Annotated in this window: 19 protein-coding genes and 5 pseudogenes; 5 read left to right on the forward strand and 19 right to left on the reverse strand. The window is 40.3% G+C overall.

Annotated elements, in window-relative coordinates; all coding sequences use genetic code 11:
* Positions 1 to 72: 72 nt before the first annotated feature.
* The 10 genes and pseudogenes from xrtG to FD44_RS01770 form a co-directional block, all read right to left on the reverse strand.
* Positions 73 to 727: pseudogene (gene xrtG / locus FD44_RS01730) on the reverse strand (exosortase family protein XrtG).
* Positions 728 to 2,065: pseudogene (locus FD44_RS01735) on the reverse strand (Firmicu-CTERM sorting domain-containing protein).
* A gap of 155 nt (positions 2,066 to 2,220) precedes the next feature.
* Entirely contained in the window at positions 2,221 to 2,928 is a 708-nt protein-coding gene (locus tag FD44_RS10665; protein ID WP_235786624.1) for a glycosyltransferase family protein, read from the reverse strand.
* A 57-nt stretch (positions 2,929 to 2,985) separates the two neighbouring features.
* A complete protein-coding gene (locus FD44_RS10670) occupies positions 2,986 to 3,801 on the reverse strand; it encodes a hypothetical protein (RefSeq protein ID WP_235786625.1) in 816 nt (271 codons plus the stop codon).
* A 27-nt stretch (positions 3,802 to 3,828) separates the two neighbouring features.
* A pseudogene (locus tag FD44_RS10285) lies at positions 3,829 to 4,206 on the reverse strand (6-carboxytetrahydropterin synthase).
* 5 nt (positions 4,207 to 4,211) lie between these two features.
* Positions 4,212 to 5,549, reverse strand: a pseudogene (locus FD44_RS01750) (TIGR03111 family XrtG-associated glycosyltransferase).
* A gap of 184 nt (positions 5,550 to 5,733) precedes the next feature.
* Positions 5,734 to 6,711: pseudogene (locus tag FD44_RS01755) on the reverse strand (glycosyltransferase family 2 protein).
* Between the two features lie 29 nt (positions 6,712 to 6,740).
* Positions 6,741 to 7,313, reverse strand: a complete 573-nt coding sequence (locus tag FD44_RS01760; RefSeq protein ID WP_010620201.1) for a glycosyltransferase family protein — start codon at positions 7,311 to 7,313, stop codon at positions 6,741 to 6,743.
* 57 nt (positions 7,314 to 7,370) lie between these two features.
* On the reverse strand, positions 7,371 to 8,273 hold the full coding sequence (locus tag FD44_RS01765; protein WP_010620202.1) for a glycosyltransferase family protein: 903 nt from the start codon (positions 8,271 to 8,273) through the stop codon (positions 7,371 to 7,373).
* 134 nt (positions 8,274 to 8,407) lie between these two features.
* Entirely contained in the window at positions 8,408 to 8,872 is a 465-nt protein-coding gene (locus FD44_RS01770; RefSeq protein WP_010620203.1) for a CinA family protein, read from the reverse strand.
* A gap of 191 nt (positions 8,873 to 9,063) precedes the next feature.
* Here FD44_RS01770 and FD44_RS01775 point away from each other — a divergent pair, with 191 nt between their 5' ends.
* A complete protein-coding gene (locus tag FD44_RS01775) occupies positions 9,064 to 10,119 on the forward strand; it encodes an LLM class flavin-dependent oxidoreductase (protein WP_010620204.1) in 1,056 nt (351 codons plus the stop codon).
* On the forward strand, positions 10,116 to 10,802 hold the full coding sequence (locus FD44_RS01780) for an NADPH-dependent F420 reductase (RefSeq protein WP_029327580.1): 687 nt from the start codon (positions 10,116 to 10,118) through the stop codon (positions 10,800 to 10,802). The genes FD44_RS01775 and FD44_RS01780 overlap by 4 nt, the downstream gene beginning before the upstream one ends.
* A gap of 35 nt (positions 10,803 to 10,837) precedes the next feature.
* On the opposite strand, the gene FD44_RS01785 is transcribed toward FD44_RS01780, so the two are convergent.
* The 6 genes from FD44_RS01785 to FD44_RS01805 form a co-directional block, all read right to left on the reverse strand.
* The gene (locus FD44_RS01785) at positions 10,838 to 12,238 is read right to left on the reverse strand and encodes an FAD-dependent oxidoreductase (RefSeq protein ID WP_010620206.1); all 1,401 of its coding nucleotides are present in this window, start codon (positions 12,236 to 12,238) and stop codon (positions 10,838 to 10,840) included.
* Between the two features lie 23 nt (positions 12,239 to 12,261).
* Complete coding sequence (locus FD44_RS10810) at positions 12,262 to 12,426, reverse strand: arsenic metallochaperone ArsD family protein (protein WP_081484027.1); 165 nt, start codon at positions 12,424 to 12,426, stop codon at positions 12,262 to 12,264.
* Positions 12,419 to 13,714 carry an arsenic transporter gene (locus FD44_RS01790; protein WP_010620207.1) on the reverse strand — a complete coding sequence of 432 codons (1,296 nt, stop codon included), beginning with the start codon at positions 13,712 to 13,714 and terminating at the stop codon, positions 12,419 to 12,421. Before FD44_RS01790 ends, FD44_RS10810 begins: the two co-directional genes overlap by 8 nt.
* A 63-nt stretch (positions 13,715 to 13,777) precedes the next feature.
* The gene (arsA, locus tag FD44_RS01795) at positions 13,778 to 15,508 is read right to left on the reverse strand and encodes an arsenical pump-driving ATPase (protein ID WP_010620208.1); all 1,731 of its coding nucleotides are present in this window, start codon (positions 15,506 to 15,508) and stop codon (positions 13,778 to 13,780) included.
* Between the two features lie 83 nt (positions 15,509 to 15,591).
* Positions 15,592 to 15,921 (reverse strand): arsenite efflux transporter metallochaperone ArsD, encoded by a 330-nt coding sequence (gene arsD / locus FD44_RS01800; protein ID WP_010620209.1) that lies wholly within the window; start codon positions 15,919 to 15,921, stop codon positions 15,592 to 15,594.
* Entirely contained in the window at positions 15,908 to 16,258 is a 351-nt protein-coding gene (locus FD44_RS01805; RefSeq protein ID WP_010620210.1) for an ArsR/SmtB family transcription factor, read from the reverse strand. The genes arsD and FD44_RS01805 overlap by 14 nt, the downstream gene beginning before the upstream one ends.
* 212 nt (positions 16,259 to 16,470) lie before the next feature.
* Between FD44_RS01805 and FD44_RS01810 the strand changes: the two genes are divergently transcribed.
* Positions 16,471 to 17,022: a LysM peptidoglycan-binding domain-containing protein gene (locus FD44_RS01810; protein WP_010620211.1), complete on the forward strand. Its 552-nt coding sequence runs from the start codon at positions 16,471 to 16,473 to the stop codon at positions 17,020 to 17,022.
* A 54-nt stretch (positions 17,023 to 17,076) separates the two neighbouring features.
* Here FD44_RS01810 and FD44_RS01815 read toward each other — a convergent pair whose 3' ends face one another.
* Positions 17,077 to 18,078, reverse strand: coding sequence for an NADP-dependent oxidoreductase (locus FD44_RS01815; RefSeq protein ID WP_010620212.1), 1,002 nt, complete (start codon positions 18,076 to 18,078; stop codon positions 17,077 to 17,079).
* A 114-nt stretch (positions 18,079 to 18,192) separates the two neighbouring features.
* On the opposite strand from FD44_RS01815, the gene FD44_RS01820 reads away from it, so the two are divergent.
* Positions 18,193 to 18,735 (forward strand): TetR/AcrR family transcriptional regulator, encoded by a 543-nt coding sequence (locus tag FD44_RS01820; RefSeq protein ID WP_010620213.1) that lies wholly within the window; start codon positions 18,193 to 18,195, stop codon positions 18,733 to 18,735.
* Positions 18,736 to 18,866: 131 nt separating this feature from the next.
* Here FD44_RS01820 and FD44_RS01825 read toward each other — a convergent pair whose 3' ends face one another.
* Positions 18,867 to 20,258, reverse strand: coding sequence for an amino acid permease (locus tag FD44_RS01825; RefSeq protein WP_010620214.1), 1,392 nt, complete (start codon positions 20,256 to 20,258; stop codon positions 18,867 to 18,869).
* Positions 20,259 to 20,523: 265 nt separating this feature from the next.
* On the opposite strand from FD44_RS01825, the gene FD44_RS01830 reads away from it, so the two are divergent.
* On the forward strand, positions 20,524 to 21,039 hold the full coding sequence (locus FD44_RS01830) for a GNAT family N-acetyltransferase (protein ID WP_010620215.1): 516 nt from the start codon (positions 20,524 to 20,526) through the stop codon (positions 21,037 to 21,039).
* Positions 21,040 to 21,129: 90 nt separating this feature from the next.
* Here the strand turns inward: FD44_RS01830 and FD44_RS01835 are convergent, their stop codons facing one another.
* A complete protein-coding gene (locus FD44_RS01835; protein ID WP_010620216.1) occupies positions 21,130 to 21,765 on the reverse strand; it encodes an NAD(P)-dependent oxidoreductase in 636 nt (211 codons plus the stop codon).
* Between the last annotated feature and the right edge of the window lie 82 nt (positions 21,766 to 21,847).

A 21,847-nucleotide genomic window follows, 5' to 3' on the forward strand; every position in this document is an offset into this window, starting at 1 on the left:
AAATATACACCCTATGTTTACGTTTGTAAACAGTGGAGACAAAAAAACAATCTCCAATTAAGAGATTGTCCGTTATTTCTTATTTAATTGGTTTTTTCTGTCATTTCCAAAACGCTCTTTTAGCTTATGCCAAGCTTGCAAAATCATCTTGTTAACACTTCGATATAGACTGTGTGAGATTTGGGAGAAGGTAAATACGTTGTAATAGAGCCTGATAATGAGGACGTAGAAAATGATTCGTCCCAAAATTGAATGGGCAAAGAAGAAAATATCGGCGCCAAAAAAGTGAACGAGTATAATGACACTCATCAAACGAATCAGGTTCGCCACGTAAATCCAGATTACCCCAACAATAACGAAAAATGCCTTTTCAAACCGATTATAGAATTGGTAGAAAAACAACCAAACTGACAAAGGCCGTTGTTTCAATAATGCCGGAACACTCATAATCAATCATCATCGTGACGGGTGACGTCGAATTATAAATGCTAACTAATCCATACTTTGGCATAATCTCACTCATATGGGTTAACGAGCCTAGCCAACCAATTCCGTGCATGACGGCATGGGTAAAGAACCAGATCCAATAGGGATCACTTAATGTAATCAAAATAAAAAAGAGCCCAACGCTACCAACAATAAAGAAGAATGCGTATAGCTTTGAACGCTTTAATACTGAAAGGGCATATAACCAGACAACTGCGCCAATTATTTGAAAAATGCTCATTTAATGGTCTCCGTTTTTTCTACCTAATTTTATTTTACGGGTTCCAGTCACACTAACAACGGCTAGAATGGCAATTGCAAATCCAACTCCGGCGAGTACAACGGGACCTGTACTACCACTGGTGGTCATGACCTCGCCACTCCAAAGATTGGAATTCTCTAGGGTAATCGTTTGGTTCTCAGTCTTTGTTATCCCATCAAGTTTATCAAATGGAATCTTAACTTCCCATACGTAACCAGTTCCTGCGTAATCCGACCCATCACCATTCTTTTATGTGATGTTCTGTCGACTTACTCCACCACCATCTTGCACAGTCGCATCTGTATTTGTAGCCGCGTCCCAGATATCAACTGGTACAACCTTTTGCTCGCCAACATTTAGGTATACTGAACCATGATTATTTAAAGATATGTCATAGGTATGTCCACCCATTTTCAATTTGTAACCACTAGCCTGAAAATCGGTATAACCACCTTGTAATTTAGGCGTCATTGCAACATAAAAGTAAACGTTCTTTTTATCAGTCACCATTGCGACTTGCTTATCATTGTCATTGTCACCGTCAGAAGTCATCGTTGATTTCGTAATGCTATCCCAATCGGAGAAAGCACCATCAATACTAATATTCATGTCACCGCTGATGTTGTTGTTCTCTGCTAAATTTTTATCTTTAGCGGGTGTGTCCTCACCATTTAAAACCTGCTGAGCAGCGCTAGAATCGTCACTATCAGTTGTGGTCGTATCATCAGGTACCGTCGTCGCCGTGTCAAAAGGCGTTGAAAAGTCATTACTTTCAGCGACTATTGGTTGCGGACTGAGTTCTGAGCTTGAAATCGAGACAGTTTGATCACCATCAGTATCGCCAAGAGCCGTCTTTGAAATCTGGCCCTCTAATTCAACCGAATGCCAGATATAATTTGGCCCTTCGTTAGCTGAATACTCGACTGAGCCAACATTAGAATTTTTCTTCTGCCAATTTGAATCAGCCGATGAAATTGTATATTGTTTCGTTTCTCCGTAAGGCGGCGTGTAAGCATTCAGGTTCACAAAATAGGTATTTTGACCAACAGTCAGGTTAAACCCATAAGGAATATAATTTTGTTGAGTCGAGCTAATATGAAAGTAAATTTCATCATTGCTTGTTATTACCGAAGTTGAATACCCCGAAGTAGACAAGGTCTGTGAAGCACCTTGCCAATCATCGTAATTTCCATCAATAGATATTGATGATGCATTAACCGAAACGGGATGTGCAATCGCTGCAATAGTCACAGCAAACATAACGGTCCCTAAAATCGTTAATCCTAATTTCAAAATTCTTTTCATTGCATTTCTCATTTAGATGACCCCCATCCCTAAATAAAAGTCGTGTCTTTTTTATATAATCGAACAACCACATACCTTTTGCTTTGTCAACTACAGTATACACCTTTTATTTTACATTAATTACTCGTTCGTTTGATTTTAAGACAATTAGAGCACTTATTTGCAAGTCATTTCAGGTCATTGTGTTCTCTAAGTGCTATCTTACTCAAGCCCACAAAGAACTTTCGCGAATCGTTCGCCACCATCGTCGCTAGTAAAATTATAACGGGCAAGTACTGAATCAAATAACGACTCCGTCCACCTTCAAACAGCAGTAGGTAAGCAAATCCACCCAGTATAGCGAGACGGAATAGTTGTGTCATTTTCTGCTTATTGTGCCAGCCAAAAGCAACCAACCCGAGTAAGAAAACCCACCAAACTTGCGAGATATATCTAAAATCTCCTAGATGAGTCCCATACAAGTACACAAATTGTCGAAGAAATCCTGAAAAACCAGTTTCCTGAGGCGTTGGATTTTCATTAATAAAATGACCTTCTTTGACCCAAGCAAAGGTTCCATCAGCCGTATTATTTCGATGCTTTAAAATTAAAAATTTTGCGTAGCCTACTGGTCCTAGCTTTTTAAGCCGTTTAACCAGCAACTTTTTAGAATAGTCAGATCGCGCTTTAACAGTCGGTAACTCTCCCATTTTTAATGCATCCTTGGGATTGTACCCACCGTCTCCCGAGACACCCATACTAATAAAATGGATAGCTGGAACTGCCCGCAACCGGTTCACCACAATGTAATTCTGATTGTTGGTTACTTGCTTACCTCCAAAATAACCAGCTCCCAGCGCGACAACACAGAGCAATAGCAATCCCCACTTAGGCAAATTGTTTCTCCCGAGGCTATTACGAAAGTCTTTTAAATTAACTTGATGATCCTTTGTTCAATAAATGACTTCTATTAGAACAATCGCAATTACCGGCGCAATGGCGGAAGGTTTCATGAAGTAAGTGCCGGCAACTAATAATCCAAATAAAATTGCAAACACGGAACGTTGCCATAATTTGAACTTTTTATTTTTCAGTGCCACGTAACACAGTAAATATCCAGAAACGAATGGTAACACCCACGCATCCGTATAGGGAATAATGATGGTTGGAAACAGCAGTAGCCATGCTGATTCGATATACATCGCCAACGGAATCCGTTTCTTATCTAATAACAAGATTGTCAACAAAATAAGAACAGCTGATAGATCCACAACCAATAAGGTCATCAGATCAAAAAAGAGCCAAGAAGTCGTTGAAAATAGCGTCGCCAGCGCATGTTGAATAAGGAGCAATGCCATATTGTTGTAGTACAAGCCAAAATAGGTTCGCAACTCAATATCCTGGGTGTTAATCAGGCCTTCATGAATGGCCCCCGCATCAAATCCAATCGCCGGGTGAACATTCAGAACGAAAATAATCTGCCAACAAACCACCAGAGCTAAACAAATGGCCGCCGTTAGTTTCTGATGTTTGACGAAAATTAACAAAAAATAGTGGCGCGCTTTCGGGTAAACGATAACTGACAGAATTAGAACGATCGAAATAACTATGAAAAAGGTCGTTACCATCGTGGTCCCAGCTCCAGTAATTTTATTGTCCCCTAAAATTAGGTTTGGCGAGGTTATCGCAAAAATCAATGCGAGAAAGAAAAAAATATTAAAAAGGATTAACATTGCTCGATTGCTAAATCGAAAAAACCGATTCGTCATATGCTGCTTGCCGCTCCTCACTTATTCTTATTCATCCTCATCTACTGACAAACAGTAGAACCGAGTTGGCGATTCTCCAACCTCAATTCGAGATAGTCTGGCATGAATTTTCTTTAGTTCTTTTCTGATTAGGTTAAACAAGTAGACCGTCACGTTTTCCACACTGGGATTTACCGTTTCGAAATAGGCCAAATCGTTCAAAAATTTTCCGTTAATTAAAGATAAGACTTCATTCACAGATTTCTCCATGTCGTTAAAGATGACCATTTCATTTTCTCGAGTATGAATTTCACATATAACTTCCCAAGTATGGTTATGTTACTTACCCATTCCACCTTCCCAGCGCATTGCATGACTCGCATTAACGTAGGAAATAATTTTATATGAATGCTTTACAGTCGCCAATTTTATTACTTACCTCTTTTTTTTAGTTTCTCAAAGTCGTCCTTAAAGACAATACCCAAGTTGTGCCGTTCATCGTCAAAATTCTGAGAATTCCATTTTGATGATTTTGTCATACTGTTGATAATTCCCACAAACCGAATCCAAGCACAAATGAAGTTATAGATTGGCATCGTGAAAGCAACCCACCCTTGTTTTAAGAAGAAATGGCGTTCCTCCGTAAAGTCGCGGAGCATTAACTGCGAACAGATCAAGTTCATTAGCTCCATAAATACGTACAAAATGTAGATAATGACGTACGACATCCCTAATAGAATAGGCGAATAATTGAGCATTAATAAGACCAAACTCGCGAATATCCAAATCATCCTAGGAAACAAAAATGTGTGGTCAATCACCATTCGTCTGACCAAAAAATCTTTAAAAAAGTGCTTTAATTCAACACTATTTGAATAGTTATGATCAACTTCAATTTCACCCCGTTGCCACCGTTGGCGTTGGGTATAGAGCTCACCCAGATTCTCAATTGGCTCCACATAAAAAATGGCATCTGGGCAAAGAATGACCTTTCGCTTCAACCGATCTCTCAGCTGAAATGTCATATCTGTGTCTTCACCAACTGTCGACGTACTGTACAGAAACGTTGACATCAACGCTTCTTTTCTAAAAGCAGAAAAGGCGCCAGACATCGTATATAGCTCATTTCTATCGGATTCAATGGTTCGTCCCACCAAAAAGGCTTGAGCATACTCAAAATATTCGTTTCGTTGTAAGAGGCGATGTCACAGGTTAGATGTGCTCTGAATTAATTTCTTCTGAGGCAGTATCGTTCCCGTCATCGCAGCAACGTCATAATCATTTTCAAAACGCAGCACCATATTCATTAAAGCGTTCTTTTCAAGAATGCCATCACTATCGATGTTAATAATATAGGTGCCAATACTTTCATAAATAGCAAAGTTTAAGGCTTTTGCTTTACCCTTTTCTGTATGGATGAGCTGCATATGCAAATCCTTAAATTCATTTTGAGCGTGTGCAAAAGCCCCAAAGCTATCATCCGTACTTTGATTATCAGCAAGGATAATTTGAATTAAATTAGATGGATATGTCGAATTCGCAATCGATTGAATACATTCAAACAATGTTTCTTCCGAATTATACACGGGAACGATCAGGGAAATCATTGGCATTTTATCTGGAATATCTAACTTGTGCTTTCTAAACTGAGTAAAAAGGAGTTTGATTGCTTTTAAAAAGGCAGGTATCAACTCGACGATAAGTGGAATTAATGACCAAGTCAGCCAAAATCCCATACTTAAAAGTGTTGTTTCAATCCAGTATCTCATCGTCAAGCCTCCCTCTGCTTTTGAGTCAGTGTATCCATTCTAAATCACTTACCCGTGATGTACAAATGGGACTAATCAGTCTCTCATTAAACCGGTTTACTGAACTCTTCGTTCTATTTTACCCGACATGTATCCAAAAAAGCAATCCAAGGCGCGTCATTCTCATGATTTGCCTTGAATTGCTCTATTTAAATTGATTTGAATAAAAATCAGTCTCAATCTCAAATCGAGGACGATGTTTTACCTCTGTAAAGACTTTTCCAACGTACTCACCAATAATGCTCAATGACACCAGCTGTACGCCACCCAAAAACCAAATGGAAATCATCAGGGATGACCAACCTGCCGTCGTGTTACCCACCATTCATTGAATAATCGTATAAATCATTAAGTAAAGGCTCAAGAGGACAATAATCGTACCAAGATAGAGAATTGCTTTAATTGGGGCAATTGAAAAGGAAGAAATGCCATCAACCGCAAAACTCAGCATTTTTCGGAGTGGATACTTCGTCTTACCGGCAAATCAGGATTTTCTAGCATAGTAAACCTTTGAGCTTGGATAACCGACTAACGGCACAATTCCTCTTAAAAAGAGGTTTTCTTCCTTATATTTCAAAAGGCCCACCATTGCTCGGCGACTTAACAACCGGAAATCAGCATGATTTGGAACCATTTTGACGCCAAAGCCTGCCATCAATCGGTAAAAAAGCTTTGCAGTTGTTCGCTTAAACCACGTATCAGTTTCCCGATTATTCCGAACGCCATAAACAACGTCCTTGCCTTCTGCGTAGTCCTGCACCATTTTGGGGATTGCATTAACATCATCCTGTAAGTCAGCATCAATGGTAATGGTCATATCCGCATGCTCCTTGGCAACGGTCAATCCGGCAATCAAGGCATCTTGGTGCCCAAAATTACGGCTAAACTTGATCCCAGTCACATACTTATTTTTCTTCATTAACATTTCAATTAATTCCCAAGTACGGTCCTGGCTGCCATCATTGACATAGAGGATTCGACTGCCTTCCCCAATCAGGTGTTCACCACTCAATTTATCTAAAATAATTGATAACTGTCTTGTCGTTTCCTCAACGACAGCCTCTTCATTGTAACAAGGCACAACAATCGTCAAATTATTCCCGCGTTCCTCCAAAATTGACATCTTCTTTCCGTTTGATTGCAATTGTGTCATCACTTCCACCCAAGAAAGAGATATCGTTCATCGCCATGATAATGAAGCCATTTTTTGGCCCTGATTAAGGCATTAAATTCATGCCAACCAACAACAGCCAGCGTCGAAATCATTGGTAAAAATTGAATTAAATATCGTGAACGGCCGCCTTCAAATATCAGCAAATATAGAATGGCTCCAAAAACACTCATTCGAAGAATTCGCATGATCATCGACTTATCAAAGAAACTAAATAGAATTCCCGCAAACATTGTAATCCAAATAATTTGAGAAATTGTCGATGAAATTCTCAAGTTAGAACCGTATGGATAAAAGAAGGTTCTAATAAAATGATAATGATCATAATTCGATTTGCTAAAGAATTGTCCCTCCTTGAGCCAGCCAAGGGTTCCGTCGCTCGTGTTTGTGTAGTTCTTTTTAATTAAGAACCCAGCATATCCGAAAATACCAAAATTACCGAGGCGTTGACGAATCACTTTCATATTCCATTTTTGTTGTTGTTTTAAAGTTGGGAAACTAATGCTGTACTCGTAATCAACCTGTGAATAGCCACCCGTTGATTGTTTATTCATTCCCATCATGATGAAATGGCTTGGTAATTGCTTTTGATTGGGATTAATGCCAATAAATTACTGTTGCTTAACGTATGATTGACCCGCAATCTGGTAAACGCCAAATAAGATAATTGTCAATAATGACGTTAACCCAACCGCTTTCCAATTAAGCTTTGAACGGGCAAAAATAGCGACTAAAATGAGTTCTACCACCACTGCAATTAAAAGGATGATAGCAGTCGGCTTCAACTCGTATGCCACCCAGGATACAATTCCGAGCAAACCAGATTGCCAAGTGAGCCGTAGCCACGATTCCTGCTCCTGTTGCCAGCTCGTCACAATCAAACTCAGCAACAGAACCATTCCTGCTACAAAAGGTAGAACAAACGTGTCAGAGTATACGACAACAATCCATGGTGAAATGAGTAAAACCAGTGGAATCATTGTCCCTAAAATGGCTGATTTTAAGTACTTTCTCAACATCAAGGCAATCAAGAAAATCGCAATATCGATTAAAACTAAGTTCACAACGTCCAGCGTAATCATAAAATTCGTAATGTTGAGTCCTTGACTAATGTGGTAAATGCCACGTTCCAGGAACATCAACATGAGGTTGTTGGGATACTGTGAAAAGTAGTTAGCTAAATACGATCCGCCCTCAATTGAGGGACTGGCTGCCGCCCACTTGACAATACCAGAATCAAATCCAGTCTCGCCCGCGATGGCCACCAATAAAACAATTTGGTAGATTCCAACAAGGATCATAAAGGTCCATTTGGTGCTTAACCATTTGACTGCCTTAAGATTAATCTGGCGCTTTCGCAGAGCCCAATGTCCGGCACCCAACAAAAGTAAGACGAACAACCCGCCACCAATAATCAACCCATTCAGGTTATCTGAAACAAGTACGCCCGCAAACGTCACAAAAAACACAATTCCCAATATCCAATTGATAATTGCGATAAATTTATTCTCCATATTTTCCACCACTTCTAAATAATTATTAAACGACTATGTATATAACACATTATTAAGTATAGCGTATTTAATTATCAAAAGTTAATTTTTTCTAATAAAAGAGCAATCTCACGGCGAGATTGCTCTTTTCTTCATTAAATTGCTAAGTAGCTCACTAACAAATCGACACCCGCCTGCCGGCTCTGTGCCATGATCGACTCAGGGTCGCCTTTGAAATGGTACGTTTTTGCAATTGATGTGTTTCGATCCGCGACACCAATACATACTGTTCCCACCGGTTCACCATTCAGCGGCGTTGGTCCCCCAGCCCCAGTAAATCCCAATGCAAAATGAGTGCCGGCTAATTTACGCGCCTGTTGCGCCATTTTCTTGGCAACCTCCTCGCTCACCACCCCACACTTATCGATCACGGTTTCCGGCACGCCCAGAATTTTGGTTTTTGCTTCAGTTGCGTACGTAATGAACCCCCCAGGATAAATGTCGTGTGCTTCAGGCGTCGCTGCCAAATGAGTTTGGAAGGTACCACTTGTCAGGCTTTCAGCGCTTGTGAGTGTCAGCTTCCATTTGGCTAAATACTTGGCTAAGGTTGGGATATCCATGATTGTGCCTCCGTTGTTGTTCGTTTAATTTTAGCGTATCAAATTACACGGATGTGCAAAAGAAATATGCCCAAACTAACGATCAAACAAAAATAAGCGTTCCCGCTTGCTTTCTGGGTCAAAATCAGATATTCTCATTTCATTAGATATCCACTTACAAAAAGTAAGCATAAAAATGGAGGCACATAAATATGGTAGACATCAATAAATTAGAATTCGGAATTGAAACGTTCGGTGACATTGTTGCTAATGAAGATGGTAGCGTTAAAACTGCAGCAGAATCAATTCGTCAAATTATTCATGAAGGTGAAATTGCGGATCAATACGGGATTGACGTCATTGGTGTTGGTGAACATCATCGACCAGACTACAGTGTGTCTAGTCCGGAAATTGTTTTAGGCGCCATCGCATCGGTCACTAAAAACATTAAGTTAGCAACCGCTGTAACGGTGTTAAGTTCCGACGATCCCGTCCGCGTTTACGAGCGCTTTGCAACGCTTGATGGTTTATCAAATGGCCGTGCTCAAGTAATGCTTGGCCGAGGGTCATTTACTGAATCATTCCCATTATTTGGCTATGATTTAACTGATTACGACGATTTATTCAACGAAAAATTAGAACTCTATAAAAAATTACAGGCAGAAACGCCCGTTACTTGGTCAGGTAAATTCCGTGCCTCACTTAAAAATCAGGAAGTTTATCCTAAGACTGAAAAAGGCGAACTCGAAACCTATATCGGAATCGGCGGTTCTCCTGAGTCAATCATACGAGCAGCTCGCTTCGGTTACAAAGTGATTCTTGCCATCATTGGTGGCCAAGCTGATCGCTTCAAACCCTACATTGATTTATATCATCAAGCAGCTAAAAAGTATGATATGCCTGAATATCCAATTGCCGTTCACTCACACGGCTTCATTGCTGATGATGGCGACGATGCCAAAAAAGTTGCTTTCAAGAACATTAAAGCCAACTTTGACCGAATTGGATTAACGCGGGGCTGGGCACCAATGAGTCGCGAACAATTTGATGGCGAAACTAAGAATGGTTCATTCTACGTTGGGACACCAGAAGTTGTTGCCCAACGAATTGCCAGAACCATCGATTTACTTGGATTAGGCCGCTTTGATTTAGTTTACGGTGCTGGTAACCAGACTGCAGCTCAAAGAGAACGCATGATTGAACTATTTGGTACTAAAGTAATCCCCCGAGTTAAGGAAATCTTGACTGAAAAGGAGGCCGCAAAATAATGACCATTAAACGAGTTGGTATTATTGGTGCTGGTAAAGTTGGAATCGTCCTTGCCGGTCTTGCATTAAATGCCGGTTATGAAGTCAGAATCTCTGGCTCTGGTTCAACCGAAAAAATTGATCTAACCATTAAGACGCTTGTCCCAGGTGCAATCGCCGCCGAGAATGAAGAAGTTGTTGCCAACAGTGACATCATTATTCTCGCTATCCCACTGAGTCGTTATCGAAACATTGATGCTGGCCTGTTTAAGAACAAGCTTGTCATCGATGCAACCAACTACTGGTGGGAAACCGATGGCATTCGTGAGGAAGTTTTATCACCCGACTCAACCTCCAGTGAACAGGTTCAAGCCTATTTCAAAGACGCCACAATCGTGAAGGGTTTTAACCACATGGGTTACCACAACCTGCAAGAGGAAGCTCACGCTAAGGGAGACGCCAAACGTAAGGCATTGTTCATCACTGGTGATAATCATGAGGCCGTTGATACAGTCGCCCAGTTTGTTGATACCATGGGATTTGATCAAATCGTTCACTACAACCTGGCAGATGGCATCATGACCGAACCTGGTAGTCCCCTGTTCGGCGCTAGTTTGAATTATGAAGATTTAAAACAGATTATTGACCACTTTGACGAAACTGAATTTTGTAAGAAAGTGGCAGCATCAAAATTTAATGAATAATATTAAAAAGCTATTCCTTTTTGGAATAGCTTTTTTTAGTTTCTTTCACTATTTTTAAGTTCCCAATTTTGTGCTGCAATTTGCACTGCATCCCACGGTGAGCCAACGGGAGGAGAATATGATAAATCTAAATCACTAATATCGGAAACGGTCATATCATTAAAAATAGCTGTTGCAAATATATCGTTTCGTTTAGCAACCTCGCTACCATACCAACCCACTAATTGTGCGCCTAAAAGTCGGCCTGTGTTTCGATCACCTGTAATTCTAATTTTAATTTTATGAGCCCCCGGAAAATATGCCTTATGATCATCCACCTCAGCTGTTACTGTTAGCGGTAAAAATCCAGCTTGTTTAGCTTCATTCTCCAACAAACCTGTACGTGCCACCACTAAATCAAACACTTTCAGCACCTGTGTTCCAACACTCCCTCTGAAAGCATGTGATACTCCCGCAACACTGAAGCCAGCCACTCGTCCTTGCTTATGAGCAGTGGTTCCTAACGGCAAATATGTCGTTCCTAACAAATGATGTTTGGTCTCTATTAAATCGCCAGCAGCCCAAATATCAGGTAACGATGTCTTCATGTGTGAATCAACTTTAATAGATCCGGAAAATCCAATCTCAGCCCCAGCTTCAACTAACAAGTCTGCATTTGGCGTTACACCAACAACTACAAGAACCAAATCAAAATGAGAAATTGTCTCTTCAAGGTTTTCGTCTATTCCAGTCACCGTAACGATTCCGTTGCTTTCATTAATTTTGTAAATTGTTTGCCCGGTGACGACGTTGATTTCATTTTCAAAAAATTTTTCATGTACGAGTTGACCAAAATCAGGATCAACCGTTGATAATATTTCAGCGCCCCGTTGAAAAATAGTAACCGCTAACTGGCGCTTTTTCATTGCCTCCGCCATTTCAATTCCAATATATCCAGAGCCAACAATTGCAACGTTTTGCACCTCTTTTGTCGACAGCTTCTCTTCAATTGTAAAATAGTCCGCCATCGTATGCAAAACTCGAATGTTACTTGCCGATTGTTGAACGTAAACCGAGTCAATGCCAGTGATACCTGATAATTTTGGCTTTGCCCCAGTTGCAACCACTAGGGAATCATATCGAAAAGTGAGTGATTCACCATCTGACGTGTGAGCTAGCACTTGATGTTTGCTTGAATCAATTTTGTCAGCGGTTGTGTTCATTTGAAACTCAATTCCGTTTGAGGTTAATTCTTTTAAATTTCGATGTGCTAACGAACGCCAATCTGGCACCTCTTTGCTAATGGCATAAGGTAACCCACAAATTGATAAATTTGGATATTCATCAGCTAACAGCACTTTAATTTGTAGCTCAGGCTTAAGCTCTTTGGCCTTTAAAGCAGCAGAAATTCCAGCATCACTGCCGCCGATGATTAATAGATTTTCTGTATTGGTCATTTAATTAATCCCCTTCAAGTTGATTATTGCACCTTTACTCGGCTTAAATTCTGTTGTAAATAATTAGAAAATTCTGTTAGAGTTGGATAATTTTTCTGCTTAACTATTTCTCCATCAAGCAATGTCACCGGTAAAATGTCAATTCCGTAATTTTCATCTTTTATGTCTCCTATTCCCTTTTTACCCAAAGAAACTCAGTGAAATCCACAATCCCAACAAGGTAATGAACAAAACGGGAATGGTGATAGTGATACCAATTTTAAAGTAAGTTCCCCAAGCAATTTTGACACCCTTTTGCGCCAAAACGTGTAACCAAACCAACGTTGCCAATGAGCCAATTGGCGTAATTTTCGGTCCTAAATCAGAACCAATAATGTTGGCATAAACTAATGTTTGATGCATTAGCCCAGTGACGTTTGCCCCCTTGATGGATAGCGCATTAATCATGACGGTTGGCATATTATTCATTGCCGACGATAAAAATGCCGCCAAATAACCCATTCCCATGGTCGCAACAAACCGACTACCGGAAGCAATCCAAGCAATAGCACTTGCAAGTAGCGCAGTCAGCCCAACGTTTTGAAGGCCGTAAACAACAACGTACATCCCGATTGAAAAGAAGACGATGTTCCACGGGGCTCCCTTGATAACAGTTCTCGCATCGACATGTGGACTTCGTTGACTCACAATTAAGAAAATAAAAGCAATCGTGAGCGCAACAAAGGATACTGGAATATTGAAAATACTACTACTGAAGTAGCCAATCAATAATGCCGCAAGGACAACCCAGGAAAATTTAAATAACCCTAAATCTTTAATAGCCGATTTGGGCTCCGCTACTTGGCTGACGTCGTAGTGCTTCGGTAACGCTTTACGGAAGTACAAATATAAAATGCTGACGCTCGCAATTAGTGAGAAAAGATCTGGAATCCACATGCGTAACACATATTCAGGAAATCTGATGCCGAAGAAATCAGATGAAACAATATTAACTAAATTGCTGACGACTAAGGGCAACGATGTTGCATCAGCAATAAACCCGCTGGCAATAATGAACGGAAAAATCTGTTTCTCATCGAAATGCAGTGCGCGAACCATGGCCAAAACAATTGGCGTCAAAATCAAGGCGGCTCCGTCATTCGCAAATAAAGCAGCAACAATTGCGCCTAACACGGCAATTAAAATAAACATTCGCACTCCATGTCCATTTGCTAATCGTGCCATATGTAATGCTGCCCATTCAAAGAAACCAATCTCATCCAAAATAAGTGAGATTAAGATAATGGCAACAAAGGATAGCGTGGCATTCCACACAATTCCAGTGACGGTTCCAACATCCCTAAATGTCACCACTCGGAATAGTAATGCTAAAATTGCGCCGCCAATCGCTGCCCAGCCGATTGATAACCCCTTTGGCTGCCAAATTACAAAAAGTAACGTCAATAAAAATATAAAAACTGCAAAGAAGACTTGCATAACTCCTCCTAATCACCAAGATCAGGGATTTTTTCCCTGATCTTTAGTCTTTTTTTTAATAAATTAGATTTTTAAAAGTTTATCCTCAAAATTGGGTTGCCACTGCTCAACGGCAAAGTGATTATTCGAAATATCCTTCACCTTTTCAATCCATTCTAGTTCATTTTGGGCACGAGCTTGTAAAAATGGATTAGTTGTTTGTGTCGCCAGCATACTTTGATTAACCACCCACCAGGTATGAGCCATATGTGCCCGATTCAAGTCATCATTTAGCCGCATCGACTCATATACCGGTGTTGTTTCTGGCAAAGTTACCATCACAATCTCTGTTTGATCTGGATCTTGTAAGCGTGGCAATAAGTCAACAATTGATTGTGGAACACCGCCAGCACTCCGATTTACTTCTTTTGCATAACTTTGTGTTGAATCTAATAACAATAGTGTGTGTCCCGTTGGTGCGGTATCGATGACAACGACATCACTATCATCTTGCGCGACAATATTGGCGAAAGCACGAAACACCGCAATTTCTTGGGTGCAGGGTGATCGTAAATCCTCTGCCACATAGTCTACATCGTCCGAATTCATTGTTGCTCGCGCATTTTCCATAACTTCATCCTGGTAATCTTTTAAAACCCGCTTTTCATCAATATGACTAATGGTAATTGCTGGATCAGCAGTTTTAAAGAAATTCAAATGATCTGCTGGATCAGTAGTCGCCAAATGAACCGTTTTATTTTGAGCAACCAACTTTTTCGTAATTTGAACGGCAACGGTTGTTTTGCCAACTCCTCCTTTACCCATCGTAAAAATAATTTTCTTATCAGTTGCCACTAAATCAGCAACAATTTTATCAAGGGTGGGATACTGATAATCATAGACTTCTACAGATTGGATATCAGGTTGTTTAGTTTTTAGTAGCAATCGAATCTTATCTAAACCAGTCACGTTATAGGCACGCAAAGGTACCTCGGACATAGGATAATTTTGGAGCAGATGAGGAAGGTTCGCTAAATCAGCCTGTTGCTGTTCAAATATAGCCTGCGAAGCTTCATCATTATGAGTTAGCAGGGTTCCGTTCACAATGACTTGCTGGTGTTTCATACCCATATCAGCCAATTCCCTAGAAGCTCGTGCCGCCTCTATAAAGGAAGCTCGTTGTGGTCGTGTGACCAACATTAGCGTCGTTAAATCTGGATTATTCAGTGTTTCAACGGCCTTAGCATAAGTTGCCTTCTTCTCACCCATACCAGCTAACTGGCCAAGGCAAGATGCCCCGCGATCATTTTTATCTAGGTAATCACTCCAAGCCGATGGTAATTGAAGCATCCTAAGGGCGTGACCCGTAGGCGCTGTATCAAAAATAATATAGTCAAATCGCTTAGCAATTTCCGGACTAGTTAAAAAGTTGGAAAATTCGTTAAAAGAAGCAATTTCAACTGTACACGATCCCGATAATTGTTCTGCCATATTCTTAAGTGCAGCTTCAGGTAAAACGTTACGGTAAGGTCCAATGACACTTTCTCGATATTCATTAGCTGCAACCACTGGATCGAAATTAGCGACATATAACCCCGAAATATTCTTAATTGACTTAGGTTTATTGGTTAGCTCAGTTTCAAAAACATCTTGTAAATTACTGGCAGGATCAGTAGAAACCAACATAACTTGATTACCGTCATCAGCGAGTTGAACTGCCGTTGCACTAGCTGTCGTCGTTTTCCCTACACCACCCTTACCGGTGAAAAATAGGTAATGCGTTAAGTTTTCATTCTCTGGAACATACTTTTGCATCATTTTGTTCCTCCTGAATTTAACAATTTATTGATGTTTAATATATTCACACTCATCTATATATCAAACAAAAAAATATTGGTTTAACCTCTATTCGTTGATGTAAATGCAAGGCCGGTGTAATCAGATAATTCAGCCGTTGTTGGATAGCTGCCTGTTTTAACAATTTCACCATCAATTTCGGTAATCGGCAAAGCTGAGTCTGCGTTAATTTGGATTTCAGCTAAGATTTCTGGCCGTTGTGTAAATATTTTTGGATTTTGACTGAGGTTGTAACGTCTTGCTTCGATGCCTGCATCTTCATTTAAAGCCTCAAAAGCAGAGGTAATTCTTAATAAATCTTGATTGACAGAAGGGCCACAAACCCCTGTAGCACAGCACATAGCCGGTTCAAATAATTCAATCTTTTTCATTAGTAAGTACGCCCTTTCTTGAATCGTTTTCTTGAAGTGGCCCATCATCACACACGCAATGCTCACTCGCATTTAAAAGCGTATCCGTATCCCGTTTAAATAGGTCAATAAATTCTGGCCTCAAAGTGTAATGTTGCCACTTGCCTTCTTTTCGTGCACTGATAATCCCAGCAGCCTGTAACACCTTCATATGGTGGGAAAGTGTTGGCTGAGTGAAATCAAAATGATCTAGAATGTCACAAGCACATAGTGAACCACACGAAAGCAAATCGATGATCTTTAATCGGTTTGGATCTGCCATCGCCTTGAGCATCTGGCCGTAATTTTCGTAATTCATGATAGTCTCCTTGCTGTATAGATAGACGTCTATACGTTAAATATAGATCATCATCTATATGTTGTCAATCTAAACAATATTAAAATAATGACATATAGTCGTTTTTTGTCATATCTGTCATACTTTCTTAAAATGCATGATATATGTGGGTAATGTGCAGCTGTTAGTGTGGTTAATGTTGATTAAATCTAAAACACAGGAGCGTATCTATTTTGAAAAAATTAGTAACGAGTATCATTGCAACTACCGCAGCGGCTTTAGGCCTATTCATTGCCGGCACAACAAGTGCTTCCGCAGACACCACTTACACCGTTAAGGCTGGCGATTCTGTCTGGGCAATCTCACAAAAATACGACACAACGATTAACCACCTTGAAAAAATTAACAGCATTGAGAACCACATGATTCATCCAGGTGAAAAATTATCAATTGATGGCAAAGCAACTGCAAAAAAGACCACAACTGCTAAGACAACAACTAGCTCAACAAAGACAACTACCTCTTCAAGTTCAACATCTTACACTGGTAGCAACTTAAAGAGCTATGTTTTAAGTCAAATGGAATCACGGACTGGCGTTTCTTCATCAACATGGAACACCATCATCACTCGTGAATCAAACTGGCAACCAACTGTTCGTAACAGTTCTAGTGGTGCTTATGGTTTATTCCAAAACATGCACATTAGTAGTGGTTCAGTTGAAACACAGGTTGACGCAGCTGTTGCACTTTACAATGCACAGGGCATGTCAGCTTGGGCACTTTAATTTAAATCGTCACTTTAGAGCAATTGGCTGATGAGGCTGATTGCTTTTTTTATTTCAAAATTTAATGATGACCTTTCCATTTGCTGATCCCTTTCGCACTAGATTCAAAGCCTCATTAATATCCTGGATTTTAAATTCTCGTGGATTAACGGCAGGTTTGATGTCATTTTCTTCAATTATTTTTGTGATTTCTCGAAGTTGATTCCCATCTGCACGGACAAAAATAAATCGATATTCCACATCGCTTTTCTTGGCTAATTTATCTATTTTTGAATCGACCAGACTAAATAGGAGTTGTTTCCACCAAGAAAAATGATTTGAAACAGCAAACTGCTTATTCGGACCCGCTTTCAGCGACACAAGCTTTCCACCCGGTCTAAGGACTGAAAGCTCCCGCTCGATTTCATTTGCGCCAAGTGTGTCGATGACATAATCAACATCAGATACTAACTCCCAATAGTTCTCTGTTTTATAATTAAGGTAAGTGTCGACGCCCATCGCCAGCATTTCTTCCTTTGCTCGCCCGCTTCCACTCACAATCACTTTTAATCCCATGGCTTTTGCAATTGGAACCGCCATTTGACCAAATGAACCAGATCCGCCTGGAATAAACACGGTCTCACCGGATTGTGCGCGAAGTTCTTCATGGAACGCCTGATAAGCAGTTAGGCCTGTCAAAGGTGCTGCTGCAGCTTGATCAAAATCTAAATTCTGGGGCATGTGCCAAATTGCTTGCGCATTAACGGCAACATAGTCAGCAAATCCGCCAATCTGGGACGCTGGTAAACGCCCATAAACTGAATCTCCCTTTTTAAACTCAGAGACAGCTGCACCCACTTGGTCCACGATTCCTGAAATTTCATTTCCGAGCGTCTGGGGAAATTTATAATCCTGAATTAATCGAATACTTCCAGACATAATCAACATTTCAAGCGGGTTCACTGCGGCCGCCTTAACTTTGACCCGAACCTCGTTTGCCTTAATACTGGGAACTGAAATTTCATTGACATCAACATCTATTTGTTTTGAATATCGACTAATTTGAGCTGCTTTCATGCTGTACCTCCAACTGGCATCATTTTAAAATCTGGGTCGAGTATATCGAACTAAGTAACAAAAATCAAATATTGTTACCTTTTCTGCTATAATCCTTTTAGGAGGTAAAATCTCATGCAAACGACAAAAGAAAAATTAATTGCTGCAACGCAAACACTCATTCAAGAAAAAAATAGTACCGACGTTCGCCTAACTGAAGTTGCCGATCGGATTGGCATCACCCATGGTGCAATTTATAAACACTTTAAAAATAAGGAAGCCCTTCTAACCGCTGTCGCCCTGGACTGGTTTAACACCACAATCATCCAGAATATCCATTTATCAGATGACCCTCAACCACCAAAATCCTTGTTACACGAGTGGCTGTGGCAATTCGTCAATGCAAAAAAGCAAGCATACCAGGACACTCCCGGAATGTTTGCTTTAAATGCGACGTATGTTGAGGCTGATCCTCACATTTTAAAATTAGTGCTCCTTGACTCCATGAAGTTCATTGATCAGTTAATGCAATTCAACGACCCCAAACTTCGAAAATCCGAAGCAATCCTGGCTTCGTTTTCTGTGTTTACGTTGCCCAGTTTCAAGTCAACCTGGACCTCACTCGACTATCAGGAACGGTTTGAGGTGCAGTGGCAACTGATTGAGGCTGGTCTTTAAAATAGGGGTTCTGCAATTTACGTTTAGTTGATTGATGCTAATTTCCTTATAACTTTTGCTGGAACACCACCAAGACTTTTGCATCTGTATTCTCCCCCGTTTGTCCCTCATCTAACTTCGATTTAGCTAGTCTAATGATGCTCTTTACTGAATCCATGGCGACTTAAATAAATCACCGTTGCCAAAATCAACACCACTGCCCCAACAATTACCGACACCCTTGTATCTGGATTAATGAACATGAAAACCACAATGACCAATAATGTCGCAAACGCAAAATAATTGGAAAATGGGTAAAGGGGCAATTTGAAGGGGTGTTCAACCATTATTTCAGGATTATTCTTTCGGAATCGTAATTCAGCTAAGAGAATCACAAACCATGGTACCATCCCCGGTAAAACTGAAGAACTAAAGACAACCACAAATAGATTGGCGGTCGATTTACTATAGATGGACGCCACCATATCAATGATGAAGCCAATCAAAATTCCACCGGAAATGCCCAAAATGGCAGCGTCAGGCACGATTCTTTTTGAAATACGCCCTAATATGCTGGGCGCATCACCTTCATGGGCCAATTTAAAGAGCATTCGACTTGAAGAATAAATACCCGAGTTAGCACTCGACAGTGCCGCCGTTAGCACAACAAAGTTAATCACTGAGGCTGCAGCTGTAATGCCAACCTTCGCAAAGGTTGACACAAATGGTGATCCAATCGAACTCAACTGGTTCCACGGATAAATGGTGACGATGACGAAAATAGCCCCCACGTAGAAAATTAAAATCCGAAATAGCACCGACTTAACTGATTTAACGATGGCTTGCTGCGGGTTGGCCACTTCACCAGCAGAAATTCCAAGTAATTCAATTCCTTGATAAGACCCAACCACAATTGACATTGAAAACAAGAATCCTTTTGCGCCACCAGTAAAGAATCCGCCATGACTCCAAAGGTTGCTTAAACCAACGGGGTGACCCCCATTTCCTAGGCCGAAGAAAATAACCATGAAGCCCAACAAAATCATCAAAATAATGGTAATAATTTTGATCATTGCGAACCAAAACTCTAACGAGCCATATGCCTTTGCACTTGCAAGGTTAGCAAGTACTAGAAACCCCAGAATGACAATTCCGGATACAAAAGAATTAATGTTGGGCCACCAATATTTCAAATACTCAGTCGCCGCAACTACTTCCGACATCCCCACAACAATATACTCGAAAACGTTGGCCCATTTGGCAAGATAACCTGCTAATGGGTGGACATATTCCGTGGCGTAATCTGCAAATGACCCCGTTCCCGGGTTCACATAAATCATCTCACCGAGCGCTCTCATCACGATGTAGAGGATGACCCCCACAAACATGTATGACAGTAAAACTGAAGGTCCGGTCCATTTGATGGTCGAACTGGAACCCATAAAAAGCCCCACACCAATGGCACCACCCAAAGAAATCATTTCCATTTGGCCGGCCGTCATTGTGCGGTTTAATGCGGGGGCCTGATTCGTACTCTTTTTCATTAGTTATCTCCAATTTCATCTATGTAAAGTTTGTTGCCGCCTATAATTTTAGGCTAGTTGTTATTATAGCATTTATGAAATATCATGAGAGAATAATTAGAGAAAGGATGACGTCAAATGATTACCCGAGAAATAGTTATTTCTTATATGGCAGAAAATTATGATGTTCAACCTCAATTCGTTTTCAAAGTCTGTTTTTTGTTGCATTTACAACAAAGATGACTTACACTAATGACTAGTTTATTGATAGGGAGTTGTGTCACATATGGCCATAAAAATAAGAAAAGTAACAGTTGCAGATTTATCGACCTTAAAAGAAATCAGTATCAAAACATTTACGGATACATTTGGTAAACAGAACACCGCAAAAAATTTACATGACTATCTGGAAGAATCCTATAATGACGGCCAATTAAAGCAGGAATTAGAAAATGATGATTCGGCATTCTACTTCATCTTTGTTGATCACCAATTGGCAGGTTACCTAAAAGTTAATTCTGACAACGCTCAAAGTGAGTCAATGGGTGAAAATCATTTTGAGGTTGAACGGATATACATTTTACCTGCATTTAAGCACTTCGGATTAGGGAAACAACTCATAAACTATGCAATCAAGCTCGCCAAAGTGGCCAACAAACAAGTCATTTGGTTAGGAGTCTGGGAGCGTAATTTTGCTGCACAAGGATTTTATAATCATCTCGGATTCCAACGGATTAGTGAGCATTCATTTTACATGGGAACTGATCCACAAACGGATTATATTCTGGAAAAGAGCATTTAACTTATCTACATTTTTGTCAAAAATAGGCATTCCTCGGTTGGGGGAATGCCTTTTGTCTTGCGTTGTATTTCAAGTTTGTTATTGCAACCACTAATCATCGACAACTGTAAAACGTTGTTGATAATGTTGCGGATTTTCAAGTTCATCAACCAAGGCACCAGCAAAATTACCAAATGAAACTTCTTGCTTGCCCGCCTTATTTTCCATTACTTCGTCAGTGCCAATCCGGTACTGCGTTTTTTCACCGGGAACAAAATTAACCTGTGGCGACAAAGCACTCCAGTTGACGTTATCTACCCATTGAAGGTAATCGACTTCATGAACCTGTTGAATTGGTGTTGCAATCCATGGCTCATTTGCAAACATTTTCAAAACATCGTCCAACATTCGTGTTCCATCAGCCTTTTTAAGGGAACTTGAGCCAACAATGAACATTAACCGGGTTTGGTCGTCATTACGGAAGAGACTAATCAATTTTGTTGCGAGATCCAAATGCTGATAAGGTTTTTGTGATGCAAAGGCATCAACTACCACATCAAATTGGTTCAAATCTGCAGCTTCAAGTGATAAGGCATCTTTTTCAATAACCGGTGTCCCTTCACCAAACAACTTCTTTGCCTTACTTCCATCACGAACCAATGCTGTGACTTCGTGTCCGCGTGACTGGGCCTCTTTAAAAACCGCGCTGCCAACGTGACCAGTAGCCCCAATAATTCCAATTCTCATTATTTAGTCTCTTCTTTCGCAACTTAATTAATGGCGTCTAAAACCATCACATATATAGTAGCAGTTGCGCTTTCTTCTTTCG

The organism is Secundilactobacillus malefermentans DSM 5705 = KCTC 3548, from assembly GCF_001436395.1.
Taxonomy (GTDB): domain Bacteria; phylum Bacillota; class Bacilli; order Lactobacillales; family Lactobacillaceae; genus Secundilactobacillus; species Secundilactobacillus malefermentans.